The 24,363-nt window shown below is 39.2% G+C and carries 25 protein-coding genes; 17 read left to right on the top strand and 8 right to left on the bottom strand.

Translation table 11 applies throughout. The annotated features are described in order from the left end of the window. The first annotated feature begins 11 nt into the window (after window positions 1–11). The 8 genes from accC (at window position 12) to ABN212_RS00355 (ending at window position 7,456) form a co-directional block, all read left to right on the top strand. Window positions 12–1,361 (top strand): acetyl-CoA carboxylase biotin carboxylase subunit, encoded by a 1,350-nt coding sequence (gene accC, locus ABN212_RS00390; RefSeq protein WP_109371980.1) that lies wholly within the window; start codon window positions 12–14, stop codon window positions 1,359–1,361. Window positions 1,362–1,633: 272 nt separating this feature from the next. Next, a complete protein-coding gene (locus ABN212_RS00385; RefSeq protein ID WP_349442690.1) occupies window positions 1,634–1,882 on the top strand; it encodes a YhdT family protein in 249 nt (82 codons plus the stop codon). Further along, window positions 1,872–3,317 (top strand): sodium/pantothenate symporter, encoded by a 1,446-nt coding sequence (panF, locus tag ABN212_RS00380; RefSeq protein WP_109372079.1) that lies wholly within the window; start codon window positions 1,872–1,874, stop codon window positions 3,315–3,317. The genes ABN212_RS00385 and panF overlap by 11 nt, the downstream gene beginning before the upstream one ends. A 23-nt stretch (window positions 3,318–3,340) precedes the next feature. Further along, on the top strand, window positions 3,341–4,222 hold the full coding sequence (gene prmA / locus ABN212_RS00375; RefSeq protein WP_198619269.1) for a 50S ribosomal protein L11 methyltransferase: 882 nt from the start codon (window positions 3,341–3,343) through the stop codon (window positions 4,220–4,222). A 321-nt stretch (window positions 4,223–4,543) separates the two neighbouring features. Continuing rightward, entirely contained in the window at window positions 4,544–5,515 is a 972-nt protein-coding gene (gene dusB, locus ABN212_RS00370; RefSeq protein ID WP_069368388.1) for a tRNA dihydrouridine synthase DusB, read from the top strand. 20 nt (window positions 5,516–5,535) lie between these two features. Continuing rightward, window positions 5,536–5,832 (top strand): DNA-binding transcriptional regulator Fis, encoded by a 297-nt coding sequence (fis, locus tag ABN212_RS00365; RefSeq protein ID WP_004245342.1) that lies wholly within the window; start codon window positions 5,536–5,538, stop codon window positions 5,830–5,832. 237 nt (window positions 5,833–6,069) lie between these two features. Further along, complete coding sequence (locus ABN212_RS00360) at window positions 6,070–6,702, top strand: hypothetical protein (protein WP_198619268.1); 633 nt, start codon at window positions 6,070–6,072, stop codon at window positions 6,700–6,702. Between the two features lies 1 nt (window position 6,703). After that, window positions 6,704–7,456, top strand: coding sequence for a DUF3307 domain-containing protein (locus ABN212_RS00355; protein WP_349442689.1), 753 nt, complete (start codon window positions 6,704–6,706; stop codon window positions 7,454–7,456). Between the two features lie 4 nt (window positions 7,457–7,460). On the opposite strand, the gene ABN212_RS00350 is transcribed toward ABN212_RS00355, so the two are convergent. Beyond that, the gene (locus ABN212_RS00350; protein WP_232797542.1) at window positions 7,461–7,988 is read right to left on the bottom strand and encodes an SMI1/KNR4 family protein; all 528 of its coding nucleotides are present in this window, start codon (window positions 7,986–7,988) and stop codon (window positions 7,461–7,463) included. A 140-nt stretch (window positions 7,989–8,128) separates the two neighbouring features. On the opposite strand from ABN212_RS00350, the gene ABN212_RS00345 reads away from it, so the two are divergent. Beyond that, on the top strand, window positions 8,129–8,875 hold the full coding sequence (locus tag ABN212_RS00345; RefSeq protein ID WP_198619265.1) for a hypothetical protein: 747 nt from the start codon (window positions 8,129–8,131) through the stop codon (window positions 8,873–8,875). A gap of 119 nt (window positions 8,876–8,994) precedes the next feature. Then, window positions 8,995–10,185: a cyanate transporter gene (locus ABN212_RS00340; protein ID WP_349442686.1), complete on the top strand. Its 1,191-nt coding sequence runs from the start codon at window positions 8,995–8,997 to the stop codon at window positions 10,183–10,185. Window positions 10,186–10,285: 100 nt separating this feature from the next. Here the strand turns inward: ABN212_RS00340 and ABN212_RS00335 are convergent, their stop codons facing one another. Together ABN212_RS00335 and ABN212_RS00330 are read right to left on the bottom strand one after the other, a co-directional pair. After that, window positions 10,286–11,233: a carbamate kinase family protein gene (locus ABN212_RS00335; protein WP_198632050.1), complete on the bottom strand. Its 948-nt coding sequence runs from the start codon at window positions 11,231–11,233 to the stop codon at window positions 10,286–10,288. A gap of 323 nt (window positions 11,234–11,556) precedes the next feature. Next, complete coding sequence (locus ABN212_RS00330; RefSeq protein ID WP_109372016.1) at window positions 11,557–12,291, bottom strand: glycerophosphoryl diester phosphodiesterase; 735 nt, start codon at window positions 12,289–12,291, stop codon at window positions 11,557–11,559. Window positions 12,292–12,465: 174 nt separating this feature from the next. Here ABN212_RS00330 and ugpB point away from each other — a divergent pair, with 174 nt between their 5' ends. The 5 genes from ugpB to ABN212_RS00305 all read left to right on the top strand — a co-directional run bounded on the left by ugpB (window position 12,466) and on the right by ABN212_RS00305 (window position 17,917). Continuing rightward, window positions 12,466–13,773 carry a sn-glycerol-3-phosphate ABC transporter substrate-binding protein UgpB gene (ugpB, locus tag ABN212_RS00325; RefSeq protein WP_198625940.1) on the top strand — a complete coding sequence of 436 codons (1,308 nt, stop codon included), beginning with the start codon at window positions 12,466–12,468 and terminating at the stop codon, window positions 13,771–13,773. Window positions 13,774–13,835: 62 nt separating this feature from the next. Then, window positions 13,836–14,720: a sn-glycerol-3-phosphate ABC transporter permease UgpA gene (ugpA, locus tag ABN212_RS00320; RefSeq protein WP_109372020.1), complete on the top strand. Its 885-nt coding sequence runs from the start codon at window positions 13,836–13,838 to the stop codon at window positions 14,718–14,720. Next, a complete protein-coding gene (gene ugpE, locus ABN212_RS00315; protein ID WP_109372022.1) occupies window positions 14,720–15,568 on the top strand; it encodes a sn-glycerol-3-phosphate ABC transporter permease UgpE in 849 nt (282 codons plus the stop codon). Before ugpA ends, ugpE begins: the two co-directional genes overlap by 1 nt. A 1-nt stretch (window position 15,569) precedes the next feature. Then, window positions 15,570–16,670 (top strand): sn-glycerol-3-phosphate ABC transporter ATP-binding protein UgpC, encoded by a 1,101-nt coding sequence (gene ugpC, locus ABN212_RS00310; protein ID WP_349442685.1) that lies wholly within the window; start codon window positions 15,570–15,572, stop codon window positions 16,668–16,670. A gap of 494 nt (window positions 16,671–17,164) precedes the next feature. Then, window positions 17,165–17,917, top strand: coding sequence for a M48 family metallopeptidase (locus ABN212_RS00305; RefSeq protein WP_109372027.1), 753 nt, complete (start codon window positions 17,165–17,167; stop codon window positions 17,915–17,917). Between the two features lie 55 nt (window positions 17,918–17,972). Here ABN212_RS00305 and ABN212_RS00300 read toward each other — a convergent pair whose 3' ends face one another. Further along, the gene (locus ABN212_RS00300; RefSeq protein WP_349442684.1) at window positions 17,973–18,440 is read right to left on the bottom strand and encodes a MarR family winged helix-turn-helix transcriptional regulator; all 468 of its coding nucleotides are present in this window, start codon (window positions 18,438–18,440) and stop codon (window positions 17,973–17,975) included. 115 nt (window positions 18,441–18,555) lie between these two features. On the opposite strand from ABN212_RS00300, the gene ABN212_RS00295 reads away from it, so the two are divergent. Further along, window positions 18,556–19,743 carry an MFS transporter gene (locus ABN212_RS00295; RefSeq protein WP_198625936.1) on the top strand — a complete coding sequence of 396 codons (1,188 nt, stop codon included), beginning with the start codon at window positions 18,556–18,558 and terminating at the stop codon, window positions 19,741–19,743. An 11-nt stretch (window positions 19,744–19,754) separates the two neighbouring features. Then, window positions 19,755–20,162, top strand: a complete 408-nt coding sequence (panM, locus tag ABN212_RS00290; RefSeq protein ID WP_349442683.1) for an aspartate 1-decarboxylase autocleavage activator PanM — start codon at window positions 19,755–19,757, stop codon at window positions 20,160–20,162. Between the two features lie 101 nt (window positions 20,163–20,263). On the opposite strand, the gene ABN212_RS00285 is transcribed toward panM, so the two are convergent. From ABN212_RS00285 to ftsE, 4 genes are all read right to left on the bottom strand, one after another. After that, on the bottom strand, window positions 20,264–21,406 hold the full coding sequence (locus ABN212_RS00285; RefSeq protein WP_198625935.1) for a glycerate kinase: 1,143 nt from the start codon (window positions 21,404–21,406) through the stop codon (window positions 20,264–20,266). A 94-nt stretch (window positions 21,407–21,500) separates the two neighbouring features. After that, window positions 21,501–22,355, bottom strand: a complete 855-nt coding sequence (gene rpoH / locus ABN212_RS00280) for an RNA polymerase sigma factor RpoH (protein WP_023583733.1) — start codon at window positions 22,353–22,355, stop codon at window positions 21,501–21,503. A 367-nt stretch (window positions 22,356–22,722) separates the two neighbouring features. Beyond that, window positions 22,723–23,700, bottom strand: coding sequence for a permease-like cell division protein FtsX (gene ftsX / locus ABN212_RS00275; protein WP_109372037.1), 978 nt, complete (start codon window positions 23,698–23,700; stop codon window positions 22,723–22,725). Further along, window positions 23,693–24,358, bottom strand: coding sequence for a cell division ATP-binding protein FtsE (ftsE, locus tag ABN212_RS00270; RefSeq protein ID WP_349442682.1), 666 nt, complete (start codon window positions 24,356–24,358; stop codon window positions 23,693–23,695). Before ftsE ends, ftsX begins: the two co-directional genes overlap by 8 nt. Window positions 24,359–24,363 lie beyond the last annotated feature (5 nt).

Genomic DNA, 24,363 nt, shown 5'->3' with positions numbered 1-24,363 from the left:
GAGGCAGGTCCATGCTAGAAAAAATCCTCATTGCCAACCGTGGTGAGATTGCACTGCGTATCCTAAGAGCATGTAAAGAGCTTGGGATCAAAGCAGTTGCTGTTCACTCCACGGCAGACCGTGATTTAAAACACGTTCTGCTGGCAGACGAGACTATCTGTATTGGTCCCGCTGCTTCAGCAAAAAGTTACCTAAATATCCCTGCAATTATCGCAGCGGCTGAGATCAGTGGCGCACAAGCCATTCATCCAGGATACGGTTTCCTGTCTGAAAATGCTGATTTCGCAGAGCAAGTTGAACGCTCTGGCTTTATTTTTATCGGCCCGAAAGCTGAAACCATCCGTCTAATGGGTGATAAAGTTTCTGCTATTGAAGCGATGAAAAAAGCGGGTGTTCCTTGTGTACCAGGATCGGACGGTCCTTTGGGTAACGACACTGCGAAAAATATTGAAATTGCTAAACGTATTGGCTACCCAGTTATCATCAAAGCCTCTGGTGGCGGTGGTGGACGCGGTATGCGTGTTGTTCGTGCTGAAAAAGATCTAGAACAATCCATTACAATGACGCGTGCAGAAGCAAAAGCGGCATTTAGCAACGACATGGTATACATGGAAAAATACCTTGAAAACCCACGCCATGTTGAAATTCAAGTTATGGCTGATGGTCAAGGTAATGCAATCTATTTGGCTGAACGTGATTGCTCAATGCAACGTCGTCACCAAAAAGTTGTTGAAGAAGCTCCAGCACCAGGTATTACCCCTGAAATCCGTAAAAATATCGGCGAACGCTGTGCGAACGCATGTATTGAAATCGGCTATCGTGGTGCAGGTACATTCGAATTCCTGTATGAAAATGGCGAATTCTACTTTATTGAGATGAACACCCGTATTCAGGTTGAACATCCAGTAACAGAAATGATCACAGGCATCGACTTAATCAAAGAACAGTTACGCATTGCATCTGGCTTACCTTTATCAGTAACGCAAGATCAAGTTAACGTTCATGGTCATGCAATTGAATGTCGTATCAACGCAGAAGATCCAAAAACCTTCATGCCAAGCCCGGGTACAATTACTCGCTTCCACTCACCAGGTGGATTTGGTGTGCGTTGGGAATCGCATATTTACGCAGGTTATACTGTTCCACCTCACTATGATTCAATGATTGGTAAATTGATCACTTACGGTGAAACACGCGAAATCGCGATCTCTCGTATGAAAAATGCGTTGGCGGAACTTATCATTGATGGTATTAAAACCAATATTGAACTGCACCAGTTCATTATGAATGATGAGAATTTCCAAAAAGGTGGTACAAACATTCACTACCTTGAAAAACGTTTAGGTTTAGCTGAGAAATAATCTTTCTCGCTTAACAAAAAAAGGCATAGTTTATTTACTATGCCTTTTTTATTGCTGATGACCCGCCATAAACAGATCCATAGAGGACAAATTAAACGCATTTCTTAATTAAAACCTGTACTGTTTTCTTTCATATTTATATTTAAAAACAATAAGATAATCTATTTTTAATATTCCCTCATGACTTTGTGATTAATTTTCACTGAATCAATACTCACTTTCCCGTACAATCCTCCCATTCATTTTTAACCCTATTAAGATTGGGAGAACAGATGGACAAACGTTTTGTTCAGGCCCACAAAGAAGCCCTTTGGGCCCTAATTTTAACTTTTATGTATTTGTTGGGTTGGTTAATTACCTCCTATTTACCTGATAACACACTAGGCATTACTGGTTTACCTCTTTGGTTTGAGCTTTCATGCTTATTCCTACCTGTTTTGTTTTTTCTGTTGTGCTATCTGATGGTGCGCTACTTTTTCAAAGATATGCCGTTAGGAGATGAGCATGACGATGCAAACTGAGGTCATAGTGCCACTGATTGGCTACCTTCTGTTAGTTTTTCTGCTGTCAGCTTATGCTTATCGTAAGCGCGAAAAAGGCGAATTTCTTAACGAATATTTTCTTGGTAACCGCTCAATGGGTGGCTTCGTGCTAGCCATGACTATCACTGCAACTTATGTCAGTGCAAGCTCCTTTATTGGTGGGCCGGGTGCTGCCTATAAATATGGTATTGGTTGGGTATTACTTTCAATGATCCAACTTCCCGCTATTTGGCTCTCTTTGGGTGTTTTAGGGAAAAAGTTTGCCATTTTAGCGCGCCGTTATAATGCTGTTACCTTAAATGACATGCTTTATGCTCGTTACAAAAGTCGTTTCCTCGTCTGGTTTGCCAGTTTAAGCCTGTTAGTCGCTTTTGTCGGCGCGATGACTGTTCAATTTATTGGTGGAGCACGCTTATTAGAAACTGCAGCAGGCATTCCTTATGAATTCGGCTTGCTGATCTTTGGGATCTCCATTGCGCTGTATACTGCGATTGGCGGATTTAGAGCCAGCGTATTAAACGATGCCTTACAAGGCCTTGTGATGCTACTTGGTACATTTATTCTCCTGTTTGCCATTATCTATAAAGCAGGTGGATTAGATGTTGCGATACAAAAACTCAATACCATCGATCCTGCATTAACCTCTCCTCAAGGGGCTGATGGGATTTTAAGTGGCCCGTTTATGGCATCATTCTGGGTACTTGTCTGTTTTGGTGTTATTGGCTTGCCACATACTGCGGTACGTTGCATCTCTTACAAAGACAGTAAAGCCATGCATAAAGGGATCATTATTGGCACAATCGTGATGTCATTATTGATGTTTGGTATGCACTTTGCTGGCGCATTAGGTCGGGCGATCATTCCTGATCTCACGGTTCCTGATCAAGTTATTCCAACATTAATGGTTGAAGTATTGCCGCCTATTGCAGCCGGTATTTTCCTTGCTGCGCCTATGGCCGCCATTATGTCGACGATAAATGCGCAACTGTTACAATCGTCAGCAACTTTGGTCAAAGATCTCTATCTCAATATCGCTCCGCATGCGATAACTAACGAGAAACGCATCTCTCGTTTATCGAGCCTTTCGACCTTGATTTTAGGTGTGTTACTGCTATTTGCAGCATGGAACCCACCCTCAATGATTATTTGGCTTAACTTACTTGCTTTTGGTGGCCTACAAGCTGTTTTCTTATGGCCTTTAGTTCTTGGGCTTTATTGGGAAAAAGCTAACCGTTATGGTGCTATTGCGGGCATGATCACAGGTGCCACACTCTATGCCACCCTTGCGACATTTAACATCCAGATCGCTGGATTTCACCCCATTGTTCCATCACTGTTATTGAGCTTAGTCGCGTTTCTTGTGGCTAATCGATTTGGAGAGCATACTCTGCCTCAATCAGCATCATTACAGTGAATTCGTTTTTAAAGAGACTAATTATGCCTTGGATACAATTAAGACTTAATGCAACCGCCGCTAATGCAGAAGCTATTGGTGATGAATTGGTTGAAAGCGGTGCCGTTTCAGTGACTTTCCAAGATAGTCACGATACCCCTATTTTTGAACCGTTACCGGGTGAAACTCGCCTTTGGGGTGATACTGACGTTATCGGTTTATATGATGCAGAAACTGACATGAAAATCGTTGTGGCGATGTTAGAAAATACGCCTCTACTCGGTAAAGGCTTCCTGCACAAAGTTGAACAACTCGAAGATAAAGATTGGGAACGTGAATGGATGGATAACTTCCACCCGATGCGTTTTGGCGAGCGTTTATGGATTTGCCCAAGCTGGCGTGAAGTACCTGATCCTAACGCCGTAAACGTCATGCTAGACCCTGGCCTTGCGTTTGGTACAGGTACCCACCCTACTACCTCATTATGCCTTCAGTGGCTTGATGGATTAGATCTAGAGGGTAAAACCGTTATCGACTTCGGTTGTGGCTCTGGCATTTTAGCTATTGCGGCATTAAAGCTGGGTGCAGCTAAAGCAATTGGTATTGATATCGATCCTCAAGCCATCCAAGCAAGCCGTGATAATGCACAGCGTAATGGCGTTTCTGACGCACTCACACTGTATCTTGCAAAAGACCAGCCTGATAACCTCAGTGCCGATGTTGTCGTCGCTAATATTTTAGCAGGTCCATTGCGTGAACTTGCACCTGTTATCAGTACACTGCCACGTCAAGGTGGACACCTAGGCCTTTCTGGTGTGTTAGCGACACAAGCAGAAGGTGTAGCAGCCGCCTATGAAGGACTATTTAACTTAGATCCTGTTGCCGAAAAAGAAGAGTGGTGCCGTATTACCGGTGTGAAAAAATAACATCGAACAAATATTAACCAAAATGAGATAATCTCATTGCGTTAAAATTTCACTTAATTATTGTTTATCAGGCATTAATCACATTTTTGCCTGATAAACTCTACTTAGTTCCACTTGTTTATCAATTCTATATCATCAATTTTTAATTTTTTAAAAACAGATAACGTTATGTTTTTATTGATTAAATAATCAATTCATAAAAAATCAAGTGTAAAAAAGTAACTTTTTTTCGCAATTTGGTTAAACTTTGTCCTTTCATATCTGGCAAAAAATGCGTAATATACGCGCCCTTGCAGTCACAGTTTGGCCCTCTTTTCATCTATGCGAATCGGACAGTATCAGTTAAAAAATTGCCTTATCGCGGCTCCCATGGCTGGCGTTACAGACCGACCTTTTCGGTCACTTTGCTATGATATGGGTGCGGGTATGACAGTTTCTGAAATGCTTTCTTCCAATCCTCAGGTTTGGCAGACAGACAAGTCTCGATTACGAATGGTACATAGTGATGAATTGGGGATCCGCTCCGTACAAATTGCAGGAAGTGATCCCGTTGATATGGCGGCAGCTGCGAAAATAAACGCAGATAGTGGCGCTCAAATTATCGACATTAACATGGGTTGCCCTGCAAAAAAGGTGAATAAAAAGCTAGCCGGTTCAGCACTACTTCGTCATCCCGACCTTGTCGCAGAGATCCTCTCTGCTGTGGTTAACGCGGTAGATGTTCCTGTTACTCTCAAGATCCGTACTGGCTGGTCACCTGATGAACGTAACTGTGTAGAGATTGCCAAATTGGCTGAACGTTGTGGTATTCAGGCTCTCACTATTCATGGACGTACACGCGAGTGTTTGTTCAAAGGGGAAGCCGAATACGACAGTATTCGGACAGTTAAGCAGAGTGTTTCTATTCCCATTATTGCGAATGGAGACATAACAGACCCGCTAAAAGCCAGAGCAGTATTAGACTACACTGGAGCCGATGCTTTGATGATCGGTCGCGCTGCTCAGGGAAGACCCTGGATCTTTCGGGAAATCCAGCACTATCTGGACACAGGTGAACTGTTGCCCCCTCTGCCGATTGCAGAGGTACAACAAATAATGCAAAAGCATGTGCGTGAGTTGCACGACTTTTACGGTCAAGGCAAAGGAACTCGCATTGCACGCAAGCATGTCTCTTGGTATCTCAAGGAACATGCCCCTGATGACCAGTTTCGGCGCTCCTTCAACGCCATAGAGGATGCCAGCGAACAGCTGGAGGCGTTGGAAGCATATTTCGAAAATTTTTTGCGTAAATAAATAAAAGAGCTGACAGAACTATGTTCGAACAACGCGTAAATTCAGACGTACTAACAGTTGCCACCGTAAATTCACAAGATCAGGTGACCCAAAAACCTTTACGTGACTCAGTTAAACAAGCACTGAAGAACTATTTTGCTCAATTAAATGGTCAAGATGTTAATGACTTATATGAGCTAGTATTGGCGGAAGTTGAACAGCCATTGTTGGACATGGTAATGCAGTACACCCGTGGCAACCAAACGCGTGCAGCGCAAATGATGGGCATTAACCGCGGCACACTGCGTAAGAAACTGAAAAAATACGGCATGAACTGATCCTAGTCAGTTAGGTCTATTTTTATAAAAAGCCTTTTCTGGTTTTCCAGAAAAGGCTTTTTTGTTGCCTATTTTTCACGCTTGCTCTATAACATAAATCATTAAGTTACCCAATATGGTAACATTTGAGTACGTTACCAAATATGGTAACATCCTCTTTTGTATTTCAATTAAATAACTGAGTAAAAGATCACTATACTCATTCTATTTCTCTCACAAAATAATAAGAGCAAGCTAATGAATAAAGACATCGTAAGTGTGGTTACAGGTGATATCATAGACTCTAGAAACATCACACCTGAAAACTATGATGTTATGCTTTATACCTTGGAGCAAACGGTTCAATTACTCTCAGAACAGTTACCACTTAAATATGACAGATATCGCGGTGACTCCTTCCAACTTGTTTGCTTGCACGCTTGTGATGCCATTAAAGTTGCTATCGTTATTCAATTAGCATTGAAAACGTCAGAATTAAACATCGGTGCTCGTCAAAGTATTGGTATCGGTCAAATTAATTCATTGCGTAATGATATTAGAACATCAATGGGTGAAGCCTTTATCTTATCGGGCGAAGGATTAGATAAGATGAAAAGTGAAATATTAACAATATCAACATCAGATAAAGAATTTCAAAAAAATATTACTTTAGTGACTAAATACTTAGATATACAACTTAAAGAAATAACTCGAGCACAAGCGCAAGTTTTACTTAAATATATGGTTAATGAAGATAAATCTCATTATGCTATTGCCAATGAATTAAAAAAATCGAGAAGTAATATTACACGATTATTGAACGCTAGCCACTACCAGTTAATAGATGAATATATTCAATACTTTAATTATTTAATTAACAAGGCTTATTGATATGTATAATTTTACGCTTCTTATTTCTCTCTATATTGCTCATATTACTTTTGATTTTTATTTACAACCTAAAGCATGGATAGAAGCGCGAAATGCTCTACATTACAAATCTAAAGAGCTTTACTTACACTCACTACTGCACGCTGGAATAACCTTTATTATTCTAGTTTTAATGTCTGAGATAAGTTTTAGTTTTATTTTCATTTATAGTGTAATTATATTAATAACACATTATTTTTTTGATCTTGGTAAATCTTATACTGATAACTCTTTAAGATGGTTTATTACTGATCAAGCTCTTCATTTATTCGTGATTACCTTTTTATGGATAGTGCTTGTTGATCAAAATACTCAAATATTCCATGATCTTAGTTTTAAAAATATTAACTACAAATATCTTATTGTTGTTCTTGCCTACATCATTATTTTAAAGCCTATTTCGAGCCTTATTTATATGTTACTAAAGAAATGGACACCTGTTGCAGTAGAAGGCTCAACACTCGTTTCTGCGGGTCAATCTATTGGTTATTTAGAAAGAACACTAATCTTAACTTTTATTCTTTTAAATCAATTTGCAGCAATTGGCTTTTTATTAGCAGCTAAATCAATATTTAGATTTGGTGAATTACAAAATGATCAAGATAAAAAGCTAACAGAATATGTTATGTTAGGTATACTGATTAGCTTTAGCATTTCTATCTTTATTGGACTTGCTACTTCCTATGTTGTGACTCAACTCCCCATAGGAAAATAACTCATCAAACTTCTGGGCTAAATATCATTTTTTCTGATGGAAATCCCTCGGGGAATGATTGGCAACGTATTCGTTTTGATAAAACTCCCTCTAAAAACCCTGTCAGACTCTCTGCAATAAATTCTACCTCTGATCCTCTAGATGGAATAATTGCCATTGTCCAAAGCTCACTATTTTCTGATAAAACAACCCAAAAAAGCGTATCTCCATTATCCGTGACACCAATGGGTAAAAGCCCATTACATTTTGGATATAGAACAAAACGATAGTAATTAGGATCATCATTGATTAATGAGCTGAAATCTTCAAGGATCTGCTCTTTTTGCTGGAAAAAATTAATGTACTCATTTTGGCTAAAGGGATTAAATAACGTTATAAAATCAGCTACCTGACCTGATCCATATTGGGTGATAAACGCAATATAATCTTTGGGAAAGGCATATTTGTTATCAATTAATGGCCATCTCTCTTCTTTTCCATTTTCATGTATTGCAGAAGGAATAGGTAGTTGCTGATTTAATGCCATTAACATCACTATCTCACTTATTTGAGTTCTATTACACCGTGTAATGTATGATATTTTAGAGTGAGCATCACTTTTATCATAATCATGCTGATAGTTATCACTCTATTACCCTAGTAAACAAACCTATATTTAAAAGAAAACAGACCATGACCACACCAGTACGTACCATTACTTTTATTGATAGTGCCTATCCGAAATCCCATAAAATTACAGAATTTGTCTGGTCAGGTCGATTAGATAAACATGGTCAACTTTGGTTTGATCTTCATCTTAGAAGTGCCGATTACTATTTAAGTGAAGGGGAGGATTATCTGGATGATATCGACGAAGATGAATCAGATGACGAAGAAGAATATACCAGCCTAGCTCACTGGCAAGCTCCCATTGTTTGGGATAATTATCACTGTTGTACACTCTCCTCAACTTATTGGTCTGACGACCAAGGTATTTTGCTCAGCACAGGAAATACGCCGTTCGATTTTGATAACTTTATTACTCATCAATTTAATGTTGATATTGCCCCTCAAATCGATAGTGATACAGATGAATATGAAGAAAGAGCAGAAGTCCCTGCTTTCAGTATTTACTTATTAGGTCATGATGCATGTAAAAATCATCAAATTCACTTCCAGCGCCAACAAGATAATACTTACCACATTAATTGGTCTGGAAAAATCGCACTCTTTTATGCTGGGTTTGATGAATTTATTCATCAATTTAGTGCACAACTTGAAAACATCCCTTTTGATGGCTTTTATTTCCCTAAATCGTGGGCTTTAGATAAAGCAGCACTGGAATTTAAAAAGGTACTTTCTCATTTTGAACATTATGAGTTTGTATTAATTAATCCCAATAGTCAGATTAAACAGTGGAAATTAAAATACATCGCTTAAATAGCGTGATGATTAATTAAAATACCTAATGATATTTATGTTGATATAAAATCCCTCATCTGTTTATATCAACACTGTCCATAAAGCAGGCAATATTTATTGTTTATCAGGGAATTATAATGACTGCCTTACCAAGAAAAAAAACATGGCAGATTGTCCTGACGATTATTTTAGTCGGGATAAATTTACGCCCTTTCTTAACTGGCCCCGGCCCTGTTATTGATAATATTATTGCATCAACAGGAATGAGTTATAGCCAAGTCTCATTACTCACGCTATTACCCATGTTTTTAATGGGTATAGGCGCACTAATCGTTCCTTTCTTACAGCCTTATATTCAAATTCGGAAAGGGCTTTTAGTCGCAATGTTGTTGCTTCTTATAGGCTCATTTTCTCGAGCTTATGTTTCTGATGGTAATCAGTTATTACTGACTGCCCTCTTTTGCGGTTTGAGCGTGGCTTATATTCAAGCGGTATTTCCTGGCATTATTAAAGGATGGTTTGGACATCGAACGCCTATTATGATGGGGCTGTATTCCGCCATGCTAATGGGGGGAGGCGCATTAGGTGCTCAATTATCCCCGATTATTACGGTATCTAATGGTCATTGGCAAAATGCTTTAGCGTGGTTTGCACTTCCAGCAGGATTGGCATTTGTCGCTATTCTTTTTTCTATTAAAAACAGTGCCATATCTGCTAATAAAATATCACTCAATACCTTAATTTGGCGCCCCAGAACAGGATTGCTTATTTTAGGTTTTGGTTGCGTTAATGCAGGTTACGCTTCAGTTGTGACATGGTTGGCACCTTTCTACCAATCGTTAGGAATGCCAAGTGCACAAAGTGGCTCTCTTGTCGCTATCCTTTCGCTTTTCCAAGCCTCTGCTGCTTTAATTATTCCTTTCTTAGCGGCTAAAAATCACGACCGACGTTTTTGGCTTATGCTGACATTACTAAGTCAATTTATCGGTTTTATTGCAATAATGACTATTCCGATGAGTGCGCCTTATCTGTGGAGTATTTTCTTAGGCTGTGGCTTAGGTGGGTGTTTTTCCATGATGATGATTGTCGCGCTCGATCATATTCCTGATCCAGCACAAGCGGGCGCGCTGTCGGCATTAATGCAAGGTGGAGGATTTATCATTGCTGCCTTTGGACCGTTAGTGGCAGTGATATTGCGTCAGCCAGACGGAAGCTTTACTTATGCATGGGCATTTCATGCGGTTTTAGTGATTATCACGATAGGATTATTTTCACGATTAAATCCGCGCCATTACGCGAAAGCCTATCCCGCTAATCACACTATTTAATCATCGATATATTAAGAAACTCTGCATAAAATAAGCGCCTTATTCTTTTATAAATAAGGCGTTTATCAATTAAATAACGGAGTACTTTTGATTGCGAAAATTAAGCAACAATATGCGTTCCGGTTTCACCTTTTAAGGCAGAAGCTAGTTTTTCTGGCGTTGTGATAATCACTCTTTTTCCACCCGCGGCTAAAAATGAGAGGCTGGCTTCGATTTTTGGAAGCATACTGCCCTGAGGGAAATGCCCTTCATGCATATATTGTGTCATTTCCTCAACCGATGTTTCACCCAATGCTTTTTGTTCTGGCTGACCAAAATGAATACAGACTTTTTCAACACCCGTGGTGATGATAAGAATATCTGCATGTAATTCTTTTGCGAGCAATGTTGATGACAAGTCTTTATCAATAACGGCATCGACACTTTGGTAATTTCCCTGTTCATTTTTAATCACAGGAATACCACCGCCACCCACAGCAATAACAACATAGCCGCATTCTGATAGTGACTTAATTGCACTAGATTCAATAACATGTTGTGGAATTGGGGAGGCAACAACACGACGATAACCACGACCAGAGTCTTCAACAAAATGCCATTGAGGATTTTCTTGCTTTAATTGCACCATCTCTTGTTCAGAGAAAAATGCACCAATAGGTTTTGTTGGAGAAATAAAATTAGGATCGTTTTTATCTACTTCAACTTGTGTGATAAGGGTAATTGCTTGTTTATTTTGTTGAACACGAAGCTTATTCGTTAACGCTTGTTGTATTAAATAGCCAATACCGCCTTGTGTATCTGCAACACAGTTAGCTAAAGGTGTTAACGGTAAACCTTCTTGCACATGCGCCACTTCAGCGCGGCGTAAATCAAGCCCTACTTGTGGTCCATTACCATGGGTTAAAACAATATTATACCCTTCAGCCACCATATCACTAATATGGGCTGCAACCTCTTGTACTGCTTGTTCTTGATGAGCGATAGACTGGCTAGCATTGTCTTTAATAATACTGTTGCCTCCAATGGCAACAACAACGAGTTCTTTCATATTTCACTCTCAATTATATTATTGGCAATTAAAGTAGAAATAACGCACCTCTACTCTTAGAGGTTGGGTTAAGAAGGTCGCCATATTCGCTAACCATTTTCCCCATTTTTATTTTTAATGAGATAAATATTACCAAGTTGAATAATATCTATTCATTAATTGCGCAGGATAATAGCAGAGAATGTAAAGAAAACATCTATTACTCAACGTTTCTCTTATTTAATTTCTGTAATTAAAATACGGAAAGAAAAGGATAAAAGGCGTCATCAAACACATCAATAACGCCTTATTCAATACAAGTAAGCAGGATTGTTAGTGCTTTTTCACTTTGCTATTTGATCAACATTAGGTAGATAAACATCAGGCATATCAGTGATCAGCATATCAACACCCCATTGCTCAAAATCTTTCACTTCTTCAGGATTATTCGGGGTATAACAATAAATTTCATAACCCGCTTGTTTCAACATTTGAGCTTGTTCTTGTGTGAGATATTTGTAATTGCAATGCACACTAAAACCATCGATCGCTTTTAGTGTTTCTAAAGCATTATCAGGAATTTCATCCCACAATTGGCCTCTGCGAATAAAAGGTAGGTATCGTTTCATAACGATCAGTGCATGCGTATCAAAAGAAGAAAATAAAATTTGCTCATTCGGAATATCTGCACTTTTTATCATGTCAGAAACCGCTAAACATAAACGTTCAACATCATCATCAGGCCATGTTTTCAGTTCAATATTGAGCTTTGTTCCTGAACGCTTAATAAGCTGCAATCCTTGTCTTAAAGAAGGAACTTTCTCACCTTGATAGAGTGAACTAAACCAACTTCCCGCATCAAGGCGATGTAAATCATCTAAGGTATGAAAACGCACAGCACCTTGCCCATTCGTGCAACGATTAACTGTTTTATCATGAATAAGCACAGGAACATGATCCGCGGTTAATTGCACATCCGTTTCAATCCATTCGCACCCGAAATCAATCGCCATTTTAAACGCAGCCAATGTATTTTCAGGCGCTTTTCCAGAAAAACCTCGGTGAGCAGCTATCTTCATTTCTCTCTCCTTTTCATTTGTGCCGACATCATGACAACCATTTATGACAGCAATTTGACAGTCATACCATCAATATATCTTCATTTAATTGTCACCCATTTGTCATAAACAACATTTAGGGTAATTCGCAGATTAGATTGCACCTTTAACTTTCGATTAAAAAGGAAATTCTGCATGTCGATAAAATCAATAACAGGTCTTGCTGTTGCAATGGCGTTATTTACTTCTCCTACACACGCAAAAACACAAATTGAATGGTGGCATGCAATGGGAGGTGCGCTCGGTCAAAAAGTAAATCAAATCGCCTCTGATTTTAACGCCAGTCAATCTGAATATGAGATAAAACCCGTTTATAAAGGCACTTACGCTGAAACGATGACCAGTGCAGTGGCTTCATTTCGTGCTAAAAACCAACCCGCTATTGTGCAAGTCTTTGAAGTGGGCACAGCGAGCATGATGGGGGCAAAAAAAGCCGTTTTTCCTGTTTATCAATTAATGGAAAAAACTAACGAGCCTTTTGATCCTAATAGTTATTTATCAACTGTCACGGGCTATTACACCACCAGCGATGGAAAAATGATGTCACTGCCGTTTAATAGTTCTACGCCTGTACTTTATTACAACAAAGCCCTCTTTAAAAAAGCAGGCATAGAGCAACCACCAAAGACATGGAAAGAGATGGAAGCTGTTTCTCAAAAACTGCTCGATTCTGGAGTGAAATGTGGATTTACCACCACATGGCAATCATGGACACAAATCGAAAATTTTGGTGCGCGTAATAATTTACCTATTGCGACAAAAAATAACGGTTTCGATGGTTTTGACACTACCTTCCTTTTTAATAAAGCACCTTTCGTGGATCATATTCAACAAATGGCAGATTGGTCGAAATCCGGTATTTTCAAATATGGCGGACGTCAATCGGATGCAATGCCACTGTTTTATACTCAAGAATGCGCCATGGTGATGGAATCATCAGCAGGATTTGCAGGCATTAAAGAGAATATGAAAGGGATTGATATTGGTGTTAGCCAATTACCTTATGACGATTCTCTTGTACAAAAACCTGCGAATACCATTATTGGAGGAGCGTCTTTATGGGTTATGTCGGGACGTCCAGATGCCGAATATAACGGTGTTGCCAAATTCTTTACCTATCTTTCAAGCCCTGAAGTACAAGCCGATTGGCACCAAGCAACAGGTTATTTACCTGTGACTAAAGCCGCTTATGCGTTAACACAACAGCAAGGCTTTTATCAGCAAAATCCAGGCGCAGATACGGCAATATTACAAATGACAACCTCTGAACCAACAGCCAACTCCAAAGGATTACGTTTTGGTAATTTCCTGCAAACTCGAGAAATCGTTGATGAAGAGTTAGAAAAAGTGTGGTCAGGAAAACAGACCGCTCAGGCTGCGTTAGATAATGCGGTTGCGCGTGGGAATGAGCAGTTACGCCGTTTTGAACGAACTCAACAATAGTCACTTATATTAGGCGAGCAAAGTCGCTCGCCTTCTGTTTTTATCGATTTACTGGACATTGTATGGCTTCTCAATCCATTTATTTTAAACAAAAATGGTTACCTCTCGCGCTAATTTTTCCTCAATTAGCTATCACGCTTATCTTTTTCATTTGGCCTGCGGGGCAAGCTTTCTTTCAATCATTTCAATTAGAAGATGCGTTTGGACTTAGTCGAGAATTTGTTGGTTTTGAAAATTTTCAGCGACTTTTTAGTAATCGCTATTATTTTGACAGTTTAATCACGACATTAATTTTCAGTATCAGTGTCGTGTTTCTCTCTATGCTGTCAGCGCTTATTTTGGCGGGTATTGCAGAGCAAGTCTTACGTGGCAAACTGTTTTATCGCACTATTTTAATTTCACCCTATGCCATTGCGCCAGTTATTGCAGGCTTTCTGTGGTTATTTATGCTTGATCCCACAATTGGTGTATTAAGCCAACAATTAAAGAAAATAGGTATTAATTGGGATCCCGTACTTAATACACATCACGCTATGTGGATGGTGATTTTAACAGCGACATGGAAACAAGTGAGTTATAACTTTCTGTTTTTCCTCGCCGCCTTGCAATCTGTACCTAAATCTCTTTTAGAAGCTGCGGCTATTGATGGTAGTGGTCCCATTAAACGCTTTATTACTATCAGTTTTCCTTTAATTTCTCCCACAACCTTTTTCTTACTTGTGGTTAATTTTGCTTACGCCTTTTTTGATACTTTCGCCATTATCCACGCGATGACGCAAGGTGGCCCTGGTAGTAGCACCTCAACACTGGTTTATAAGGTCTATAACGATGGTTTTGTGGGATTAGATTTAGGCTCCTCCGCCGCACAATCCGTTATTTTGATGTTTATTGTCGCGATATTAACCATTATTCAATTTCGTTATGTTGAGAAAAAGGTGGCTTACTGATGGTTGAACGTAGACCTTTATTTCATGCTTTCTGCCACTTTATTCTTATTGTCGGCATTCTTTCTGTGGCATTCCCTGTGTGGATTGCACTAGTGGCAACAACCCATCAAAACACCGAGTTTGCCACAGGCTCTCCTCTTTGGTTTGGTACTGAAGGCTTCAATATTTTTAAAACGATATTTTCACAGGCAGGTACAACGCAAAATAGTGCGATTTCAATTAACAGCATGTTATTGAATTCGTTAGTTATGGCGTTAGTGATCACCATAGGGAAATTAGCTATATCGATTTTATCGGCCTATGCCGTGGTTTTCTTTCGCTTTCCGGGACGGATGCTTGCCTTTTGGACTATCTTTTTTACCTTAATGTTACCCGTTGAAGTTCGCATTATGCCGACATTTGAAGTCGTCACTGATCTTAATATGTTGAACTCTTATGCTGGATTAACTATTCCATTAATTGCTAGCGCCACAGCTACTTTTTTGTTTCGTCAATTTTTCCTGACCATCACCCCTGAATTAATTGAAGCCGCAAAAATTGATGGCGCTGGGCCGATTAAATTCTTTTTCACTATCTTGCTTCCTCTTTCTCGCACCAATATCGCTGCCCTTTTTGTTATCACCTTTATTTATGGGTGGAATCAATATCTTTGGCCAATGCTTATCACAACTGATACCCACTACTACACCATTGTGATGGGAATTAAACAGATGGTTGCGGTTTCTGATGGTGTCGTTGAATGGAATAAAATTATGGCAACCACGTTGATCGCCATGTTGCCGCCAGTCCTTATCGTCATTCTGATGCAAAGAGCCTTTGTAAAAGGCTTTATTGATACGGAGAAATAATATGACAACCGTAACGCTCACTGATTTAGAAAAACGCTATCCTAATGGACACCAAGCTATTTCGAAATTGAACCTTTCTATTGAGCAAGGTGAAATGGTGGTGTTAGTTGGCCCAAGTGGTTGTGGCAAATCAACATTACTGCGAATGATTGCAGGATTAGAAACCATCACACAAGGTGATTTACTCATTGATAATTTACGTGTTAATGAACATGAACCGAGTGAGCGAGATATCGCAATGGTATTTCAAAACTATGCGCTTTATCCTCATATGTCTGTCTATAACAACATGGCATATGGTTTACGTAATCGAAAAACACCCAAAACCCAAATAGAAGAACTTGTCACAAATGCGGCTAACATGCTGGAAATCAGTCATTTATTGGATAGAAAACCCAAAGAGCTTTCCGGTGGACAACGTCAACGTGTCGCAATGGGAAGAGCCATTGTGCGTAAACCCAAAGTTTTTTTATTTGATGAACCACTCTCTAACCTTGATGCAAAATTACGTGTTCAGATGCGTCTGGAGATCAAAAAATTACAGCGAAAACTCTCCACAACCTCGATTTATGTGACGCACGATCAGGTGGAAGCGATGACATTAGCCGATAAGCTGGTGGTTTTAAATCAAGGAAATATAGAGCAAGTGGGGACGCCTTTAGAGATTTATGAAAGTCCAGCTTCCGTGTTTGTGGCAACGTTTATGGGCTCTCCCGCAATGAATATCTTAGATGTCCCAATTAATCATGGTGTAATTGAAATCGCTGATGGGCATATTGCCGTTTCATCTCAGCATCTTCCTTATCAAGCCATTAAATTAGGTTTACGCCCTGAACATTTGATCATTAGCCATCAACATCCCCTTTTTCATGTTGAAGTGGAATTTATTGAAGCACTAGGCGCTGATGTTTTAATTTATGCCACAACTTGCGATAAACAAAAACAGTCTATTGTTATTCGCGCACCTAACAATCATGGTGTGAATATTGGTAATAAAATTGGTCTAACCATTCATCCTGAAAACCTTCATTTCTTTAATGAGCAAACAGGAAAACGTATTAACCGCCCTTTTATGCTCATCAGTGAATTAATGGTTTCCTGATACATCAATATCAATTTATTCATTTTCGGTTTAATCTTAATAGCGATGCTTTAAGCATCGTTATTTATTTATCACTAAGCAATAAATATTAAAAATATAAAATTTGTCAGAATTAAACAAATAAAACCCACATCTAAATACAACGTTCCTTTGATATTATTCCAAGCAAATTCAAAACAGCATAACGTACACTCAGAGTAAGTATAATCAATGATCTACATAGATATTACTAAGAGAAATTTATCTTCTCCCTATTAGACACTATATTAATCTTCTTAAATTTAAAGAAGTTAAAATAACCAATATGTTTTTCCATCATCATTTTAAGAATAAAAAATAATATTTTTTAGATGAAAAAATAGAAATATATATGGAGATAATATTTATTACATAAAATGCTTATATTGCACCGATAGATAAGCATTGTTATTCTTCCGCTCGTATTTAATACGCAATTATATAAAACTGCGCAGCAGAAAAGGACTTAATTCAAAATGAAAATCAAATTACTTGCTACAGTGATGGTATCAGCAGCACTACTCTCTGGTTGTCAAAATCTTAATACCGATATGTTGACCAAATCAGGTACTCAACTATTCCAAGCTGCAACATTAAGCGATAACGATATCAAAGCGCTAACGAATGATGCTTGTAAAGAAATGGATGCTCAAAATAAAGTTGCACCCGCAAATAGCACCTACACTAAACGTTTAAATAATATCGCTAAAGCGTTAGGTAATGAAGTTAATGGCACGCCAGTAAACTACAAAGTTTATATGACTAAAGATGTGAATGCGTGGGCTATGGCGAATGGCTGTGTTCGTGTTTATAGCGGTTTAATGGACATGATGACAGATAACGAAGTTGAAGGCGTGTTAGGTCATGAAATGGGTCACGTTGCTTTAGGTCATACTCGTAAAGCAATTCAAGTTGCACACGCAACAGTTGCAGCACGTACTGCGGCAGCATCCGCAGGGGGTGTAGCAGCGCAATTAAGTAGCTCTCAGTTGGCTGAAATGGGACAGAAACTGGTTAATGCTCAGTTCTCTCAACACCAAGAGTCAGAAGCAGATAATTTCTCTTACGATCTGCTGAAAAAACGTGGGGTAAGCACCGCAGGTTTAGTCACAGGTTTTGAGAAATTAGCTAAACTAGGTGGCGGTGATTCAAGTATGTTTGATTCTCACCCACCATCAAAAGAGCGTGCAGATAATATCCGTAATCGCATTGCTGAAGATAAAAAATAATTACCTTGCCCCTGTATCCCATGATATGGGGGTTTTCTTTTCAGGTTTACCCTTTTTACGAATCGCGAAAAGTATTTATCACATCAGTAAAAAAACGTTGGATCGCTTGTTTTTCACTCTGATTATATTGTTCAAATAACGCAGACCATTTTGCTTGAGATTGTTGATGCAACACCTCATGCGCGTGAAAAAGCCGCTCGCCTTCTTCTGTTAAGATAAAAAATATTTCTTTCTGATTATCTGCTAATTTTATTTTTTCAATCGCGCCTTTCTTTTGTAATCGACTACATATCTTTGAGACAGCACCTCGTGTCATTGCCATATATTCACTGATAGTTGTGAGATTTCTCATACTCTCTTCACCAATACAATGGATCACATGCAGTTCTGTGAGTGAGTAATCATCTAACCCATTCTCTTCTAATACTTTTTTATGATTGCTATCGGCTTGTTCATCTTTAAGATGCAAAAAATCACTTAACCCTTTTAGTAAGTCCTGTGTGGTTATATTCTCTTTCACCATTTTGTTTCCTTGGAAAAAATAATATTAAAAATAGTATCAAAAGTATTTACAACAATCAAAATATCGCTATTATCTATTTTGTTTCCGTGGAAACAAAATAACAAAGGGCAATATTATGAAACTATCAATCCGCAGTCTATTTTATCTCATTTGCTTTAGCGCGCTGCTGGGCTCTTTGGCGCAAAATATCTATACCCCTGTACTTCCCTTGATCCAACAGCTATTTAATACCACGTTATCATTGGTTAATTTAACGGTATCTGCATTTACTTTTGCTATGGCTGTTATGCAACTATTTTACGGCTCATTGATTGATAAATGGGGAAGAAAACCTATTTTGCTTGGCGGATTAGCCATTTCAATCGTGGGAGCTTTGGGCTGTGTTTGGTCTGACTCTATTGGCGTATTGATTTTTTGGCGGGTGATCCAAGCCATCGGTATCGCGGCTATTCCTGTGGTTGCAGCCACTATTCTTGGGGATCTTTATCAAGGAAACGAGCGTGCTAAAGCAATGGGATCATATCAAATGTTATTAGCACTAGCTCCTGCTTGTGGTCCTTTATTAGGCGGGTATTTAGCGCAACATTATCAATATCAAGGTATTTTTATTTTCTTGGCCATAGTCGGTGTCATATTACTTATTACGCATCTCTTTTATTTACCTGAAACACGTCCAGAACAGAAAGAAGCTTTTAAAAGCATGTCTGCAATGCAACAAGTACTTATGGCTCCTGCGGGTAAATCTGTATTTGTCATCAGTTTTATGGTGTTTTATAACTATTTTTGTCTCTTAGTATTTTTACCCTTAATAGCCTTTCATCTCTATCAGCTTAACAGTACCGAAATCGGTGGATTGTATGTCCCTATGTCTATTGCACTGATTTCAGGTAGCTATCTTTACCGTAGGATTTGCCATTTATTTAGCATTGAATTTGGTGTAATTATAACCTCCTGTATTAACCTGATTATGCTGACGCTATTTGCACTCTTTTGGCAAATATCACTTCCTATGATGTTGGGTTTAACTGTGTTATATGGGCTTTCTCTCGGATTAACCATGCCAACACATACCACATTATTAGCGAGTTATTTCAGTACAATGAGAGCAACCGCAATGGGGATTTATAACTTTATTCGTTATTGTGGAATGGCTGCGGGTCCTATGGTGGCGACCTATTTTGTCACTGGTAATAGTTATGAGTATGTCTTTTATTCTTGTGTGATCTTCACGAGTTTGGCATTGTGTTTCACATTCAAAACATTAATGTCATCATTAAAAGAAAAAAGGCACACTGCAAACTAACAGGAAATTTGATGAAACTGACCATTGAAAAACTGACACAGCTTTCAACACAAGACCGTATCGATTTAGGTAAAATTTGGCAAGAGCCTTGTTATCAACATGCACTAACAACCGAAATTACCGAAGATAACACTCTCTTTGTGGCACGTTTTAATGAGCGATTACTGGCGGCTTGCCGTATTCAATTATCGGGTAATAAAGCGATAATCACCGATTTTATGGTCAGAGAAGTAACACGTCGCCATGGTGTTGGGCATTATTTACTGACACAATGTTTATCTGCATATCCTGATATTCCCCATTGGCAAGCAATAAGCTTATCCAACGAAAAAAATGGATATGATGTTGCACATGCTTTTTTAACACACCATCAATTTAATCCATCACCACAATCTGATCTCTATGTTCTCAATATTTGACAATATTCTTACTCTAAACAATTCTACAACTTGCATATATGCAACATATACTCTAAATAATTCTACAACTTGAATATATGCAACATATACTCTAAATAATTCTACAACTTGATATATGACGAATAATAAAGCCTCGCCACATTATAAGCCGTCTCATTAAGATTTTTTTGCGCATTACTTAACGCATCAGAAAGTGTAGAAACACCAGGAACAATAGAAAAAACCGCATCAATACCCTGCTGATGAACTACATCGTAATCTGGTAAATAACCACCGACCAACGCAATAACAGGAAGGTGGTATTTTTTTGCCAACTTAGCAACGCCTGTTGGTGTTTTACCTTGCGCCGATTGGCTATCCATTCTCCCCTCGCCCGTGATCACCAAATCTGCATCAATAAAATATTTTTCTAATTCAACAGCTTTAGCTACCAATTCGACACCTTGCGAAAGTCTTGCTTGCGTAAATGCAAGCAAAGGCAGAGCCAATCCTCCCGCAGCACCACTTCCTGCTATATGGATAAGAGTGCGTTGCGTCATTTTCTCAAGATAAGTACCAAAATGGTGTAATGCGTTATCAAGTTGCGCAATATCGTCTTTGGTTGCTCCTTTTTGTGGACCAAAAATAGCGGATGCTCCTTTTTCGCCACACAATGGATTAGTGACATCGCAAGCAATCTCAATTTCAATATGTTTTAGTTTGGGATTGAGTTTGGTGATATCAATAGAATGAAGTTGGGCTAATGATAGCCCTCCAAAAGGTAAAGATGCCCCAAACTTATCTTTAAGACCAAGACCGAGTGCTTGCATCATCCCTGCGCCAGCGTCATTTGTAGCACTGCCACCTAATCCTAAAATAATTTTTTTAACGCCCATTTCAAGTGCGGCATTAATTAATTCACCCGTACCATAACTGGTTGTTAATTTGGGATCACGTTGAGATGAAGGAATAAGATGAAGACCAGAAGCTTGTGCCATTTCAATCACAGCGGTGGTGTTATCACCTAAAAGTCCCCACGTTGCGGTCACTTGTTTACCTAAAGGCGAACACACTTGTGTAGAGATAAAACGGCCTTGCGTTGCATCCACCAGCGATGTCACCGTGCCTTCACCACCATCCGCCATAGGAATACAACAATACTGAGCATCGGGTAAATAACGTGAAAAACCCTGTTTTATTGCTGTTGCAACTTCTTTCGCACTTAAACTTTCTTTAAAAGAATCAGGGGCGATAACTATTTTCACGTTATTTTCTCCAAGCAATAAAAAAGCGATATTTTCATATCGCTTTTATAACATACTCTACTTTATGGGAGCGTGTGCTTGGTCTGAAATGTGATTAATCTTCAATCGCTAAACGCAATTTCTTCATCGCATTTTTTTCCAATTGACGAACACGCTCGGCAGAAACACCGTATTTTGTCGCCAAGTCTTGCAATGTCGATTTGTTATCATCATCTAACCAACGAGCACGAATAATGTCTTGGCTACGTTCATCAAGAGTTTCAATTGCTGACGTCAGTTTATCTGTCGCATGATTATCCCAGTTATCTTCTTCAATGCCGTCGGCAAAGTCAGAAGACTTATCTTCTAGGAAGAGTACAGGAGCAATAGGATGTGAGTCATCACTATCGTCAGCGGTCATATCAAATGCCATATCTTGTGCTGACATCCGTGATTCCATTTCTCGGACATCACTTTCTGATACACCTAATTCTCTTGCAACAAGCTCCACTTCATCTTGATTAAACCAACCTAAACGCTTTTTATTTTTTCGCAGATTAAAAAATAGTTTACGTTGTGATTTTGTGGTCGCGACTTTCACGATACGCCAGTTGCGTAGCACATATTCGTGAATTTCAGCTTTGATCCAATGCACAGCAAAAGAGACTAGTCGAACACCCACTTCTGGGTTAAAACGACGAACCGCTTTCATCAAACCAATATTACCTTCTTGGATAAGATCAGCTTGTGGTAAGCCGTAACCTGAATAGCTGCGAGCAACATGAATAACGAAGCGTAGATGTGAAAGGATAAGCGTTCTTGCTGCATCCAAGTCACCATCGTAATGCAGCCGTTCAGCGAGTTCCTTTTCTTCCTCTGCGGTTAACATCGGATAGGAATTGGCTGCACGTATATACGCTTCGATGCTGCCTTGCGGAACCAATGCTAAGGATTGCATTTCTTTTGTCATTCAAATCCTCATGAAAATCAAATAAATAATTAAAATTATCGCTGTAAGGGAAAATAGATGAGCCTTATAAATATAGCTTAAATAGGAAGTCTGTTAAGGTTTTTTACGATGTGTTTTTATCATAACGACTATTTGACCAGCATAAAGACTAAAGGTTCATCTCGCATCTATGTTTACATATCTTTGTACTTTTCTATCACAGAAGCAAATATGACTGTTGCCTTATCGTAGAAAAGAGTGCGTGCATTATTATGCCAGAGACGGGGCGTCGATAAAATGGCTGGGTGACGATATTAACGTAACCCAGCCTGATAAAAAAATATCTTCTCATTATTTATGAGGATAAGTATAAAAATGCTCTAATTCATTATTCTGGTGTGAATTGACGCAAATGTTGCATTGTTGTCAACCATGCAGCAAGCCAACCAATTGTCATAGCAACTAGAATAAGAATGATAGATTCATCAAAACCTAGTCCTGAAATGGAAAATGAAGTCCCAAACACGATCGCAGCTTGAGTCACTACATCAGAGAGTTTCCACACCAGTAAAGCTGAAAAGATCAGGGCAAATACGGCACCAATAAAGCCGAGGATCAATCCCCAATTAAGGAAAGGACGCATAATAAAGCCATCGGTTGCACCAATTAGCTTCATCACATTAATGGTGTCACGGCGACTGAAAATATTGAGGCGCACACTGTTACCAATTACCAATAACAGGGCAACAACCATCAATGTGCCAATCACCAAAGCAATTTGCCCGACTAATGAAGTTAACGTTGAAAGCCGAGTAAACCAACTATCATCCATTCTTACTTCGTCAACACCGGGTATTTTCGCTACTGTATCACGCAAATTCGTCATTAATTGTTGATCGCTAGGCTCCATAACAGGTGTCACAATCGCAACCGCAGGTAATGGATTCTCTTCTAACATATCTAACGCACTGCTAAAGCCAGCCCAAGAACGAAATTCTACTAGCGAATCTTGTCGTGAAAGATAGTTAACATCTTCGACTTTTTCTAAGGCTTCTATTTTTTTGATCGTGGCTTCAGCTAATGAATCATCAAGAGATTTATCAAGATAAACAGTTAATTGTGGTGTTGGATACCATTGTTCTGACGCAGTTGAGACATTCTTCCAGACAATATAGAAGATGCTAGGTAAGGTGAGTGATATAGCGACAACCATTACCGTTAAAAAAGAGGAGAGCGGCTGGCGTAAAAAATCAGCCATAGTATTACGCCATGCGTAACGCCATTGTTCTCGTCTTCCCCCTTTTAGCGCCTTGGTTTTTGCACCTGGCGTTGGCATTGATTTACGGGAACTTTTTGCTTTAGCCATTTTGTCCTCCCACCATTCTGCCTTGCCCTAATGTAAGAATACGATAATTTCTACGCTCTATCAGGGACATATCGTGCGTCGCCATTAACACCGTTACACCAACACGGTTGAACTCTTCAAAAAGGCGCATGATACCTTCTGAAAGCTCACCATCAAGATTACCTGTTGGTTCATCTGCGAGTAAAACTGTCGGTTTATTCACAACAGCGCGCGCAATACCGACATGCTGTTGTTCACCACCAGAGAGTTGAATAGGATAATTTTTGGCTTTATCCAATAGTCCTACTTTATCTAAAGCGGCTGAAACTCTTCGCCGAATATCCTCTTCACTCGCGCCAGCAATAATCAGGGGAAGAGATACGTTGTCATAAACCGTTCGATCCATCAATAAGTGGTGATCTTGGAAGATCATCCCAATTTGACGACGCAGAAAAGGGATCTCACTATTTTTTAGTCTACTGATATCATGACCAGCAAACCAAATAGCACCATCACTTGGTCGTTCTATTCCACAAATTAACTTAAGCAATGTACTTTTACCGGCGCCAGAGTGACCCGTTAAAAAAGCCATTTCACCAGGGCGAAGATGAAAATCAACTCCCTGTAATGCTTGTCTTCCACCTAAATAAGCCTTGCTGACGTGTTCGAAGCGGATCATTAAAA

This window comes from Proteus genomosp. 6 (genome assembly GCF_040139785.1).
In the GTDB taxonomy this organism is placed as follows: domain Bacteria; phylum Pseudomonadota; class Gammaproteobacteria; order Enterobacterales; family Enterobacteriaceae; genus Proteus.
This window is presented reverse-complemented; position numbering and strand designations above follow the sequence as displayed.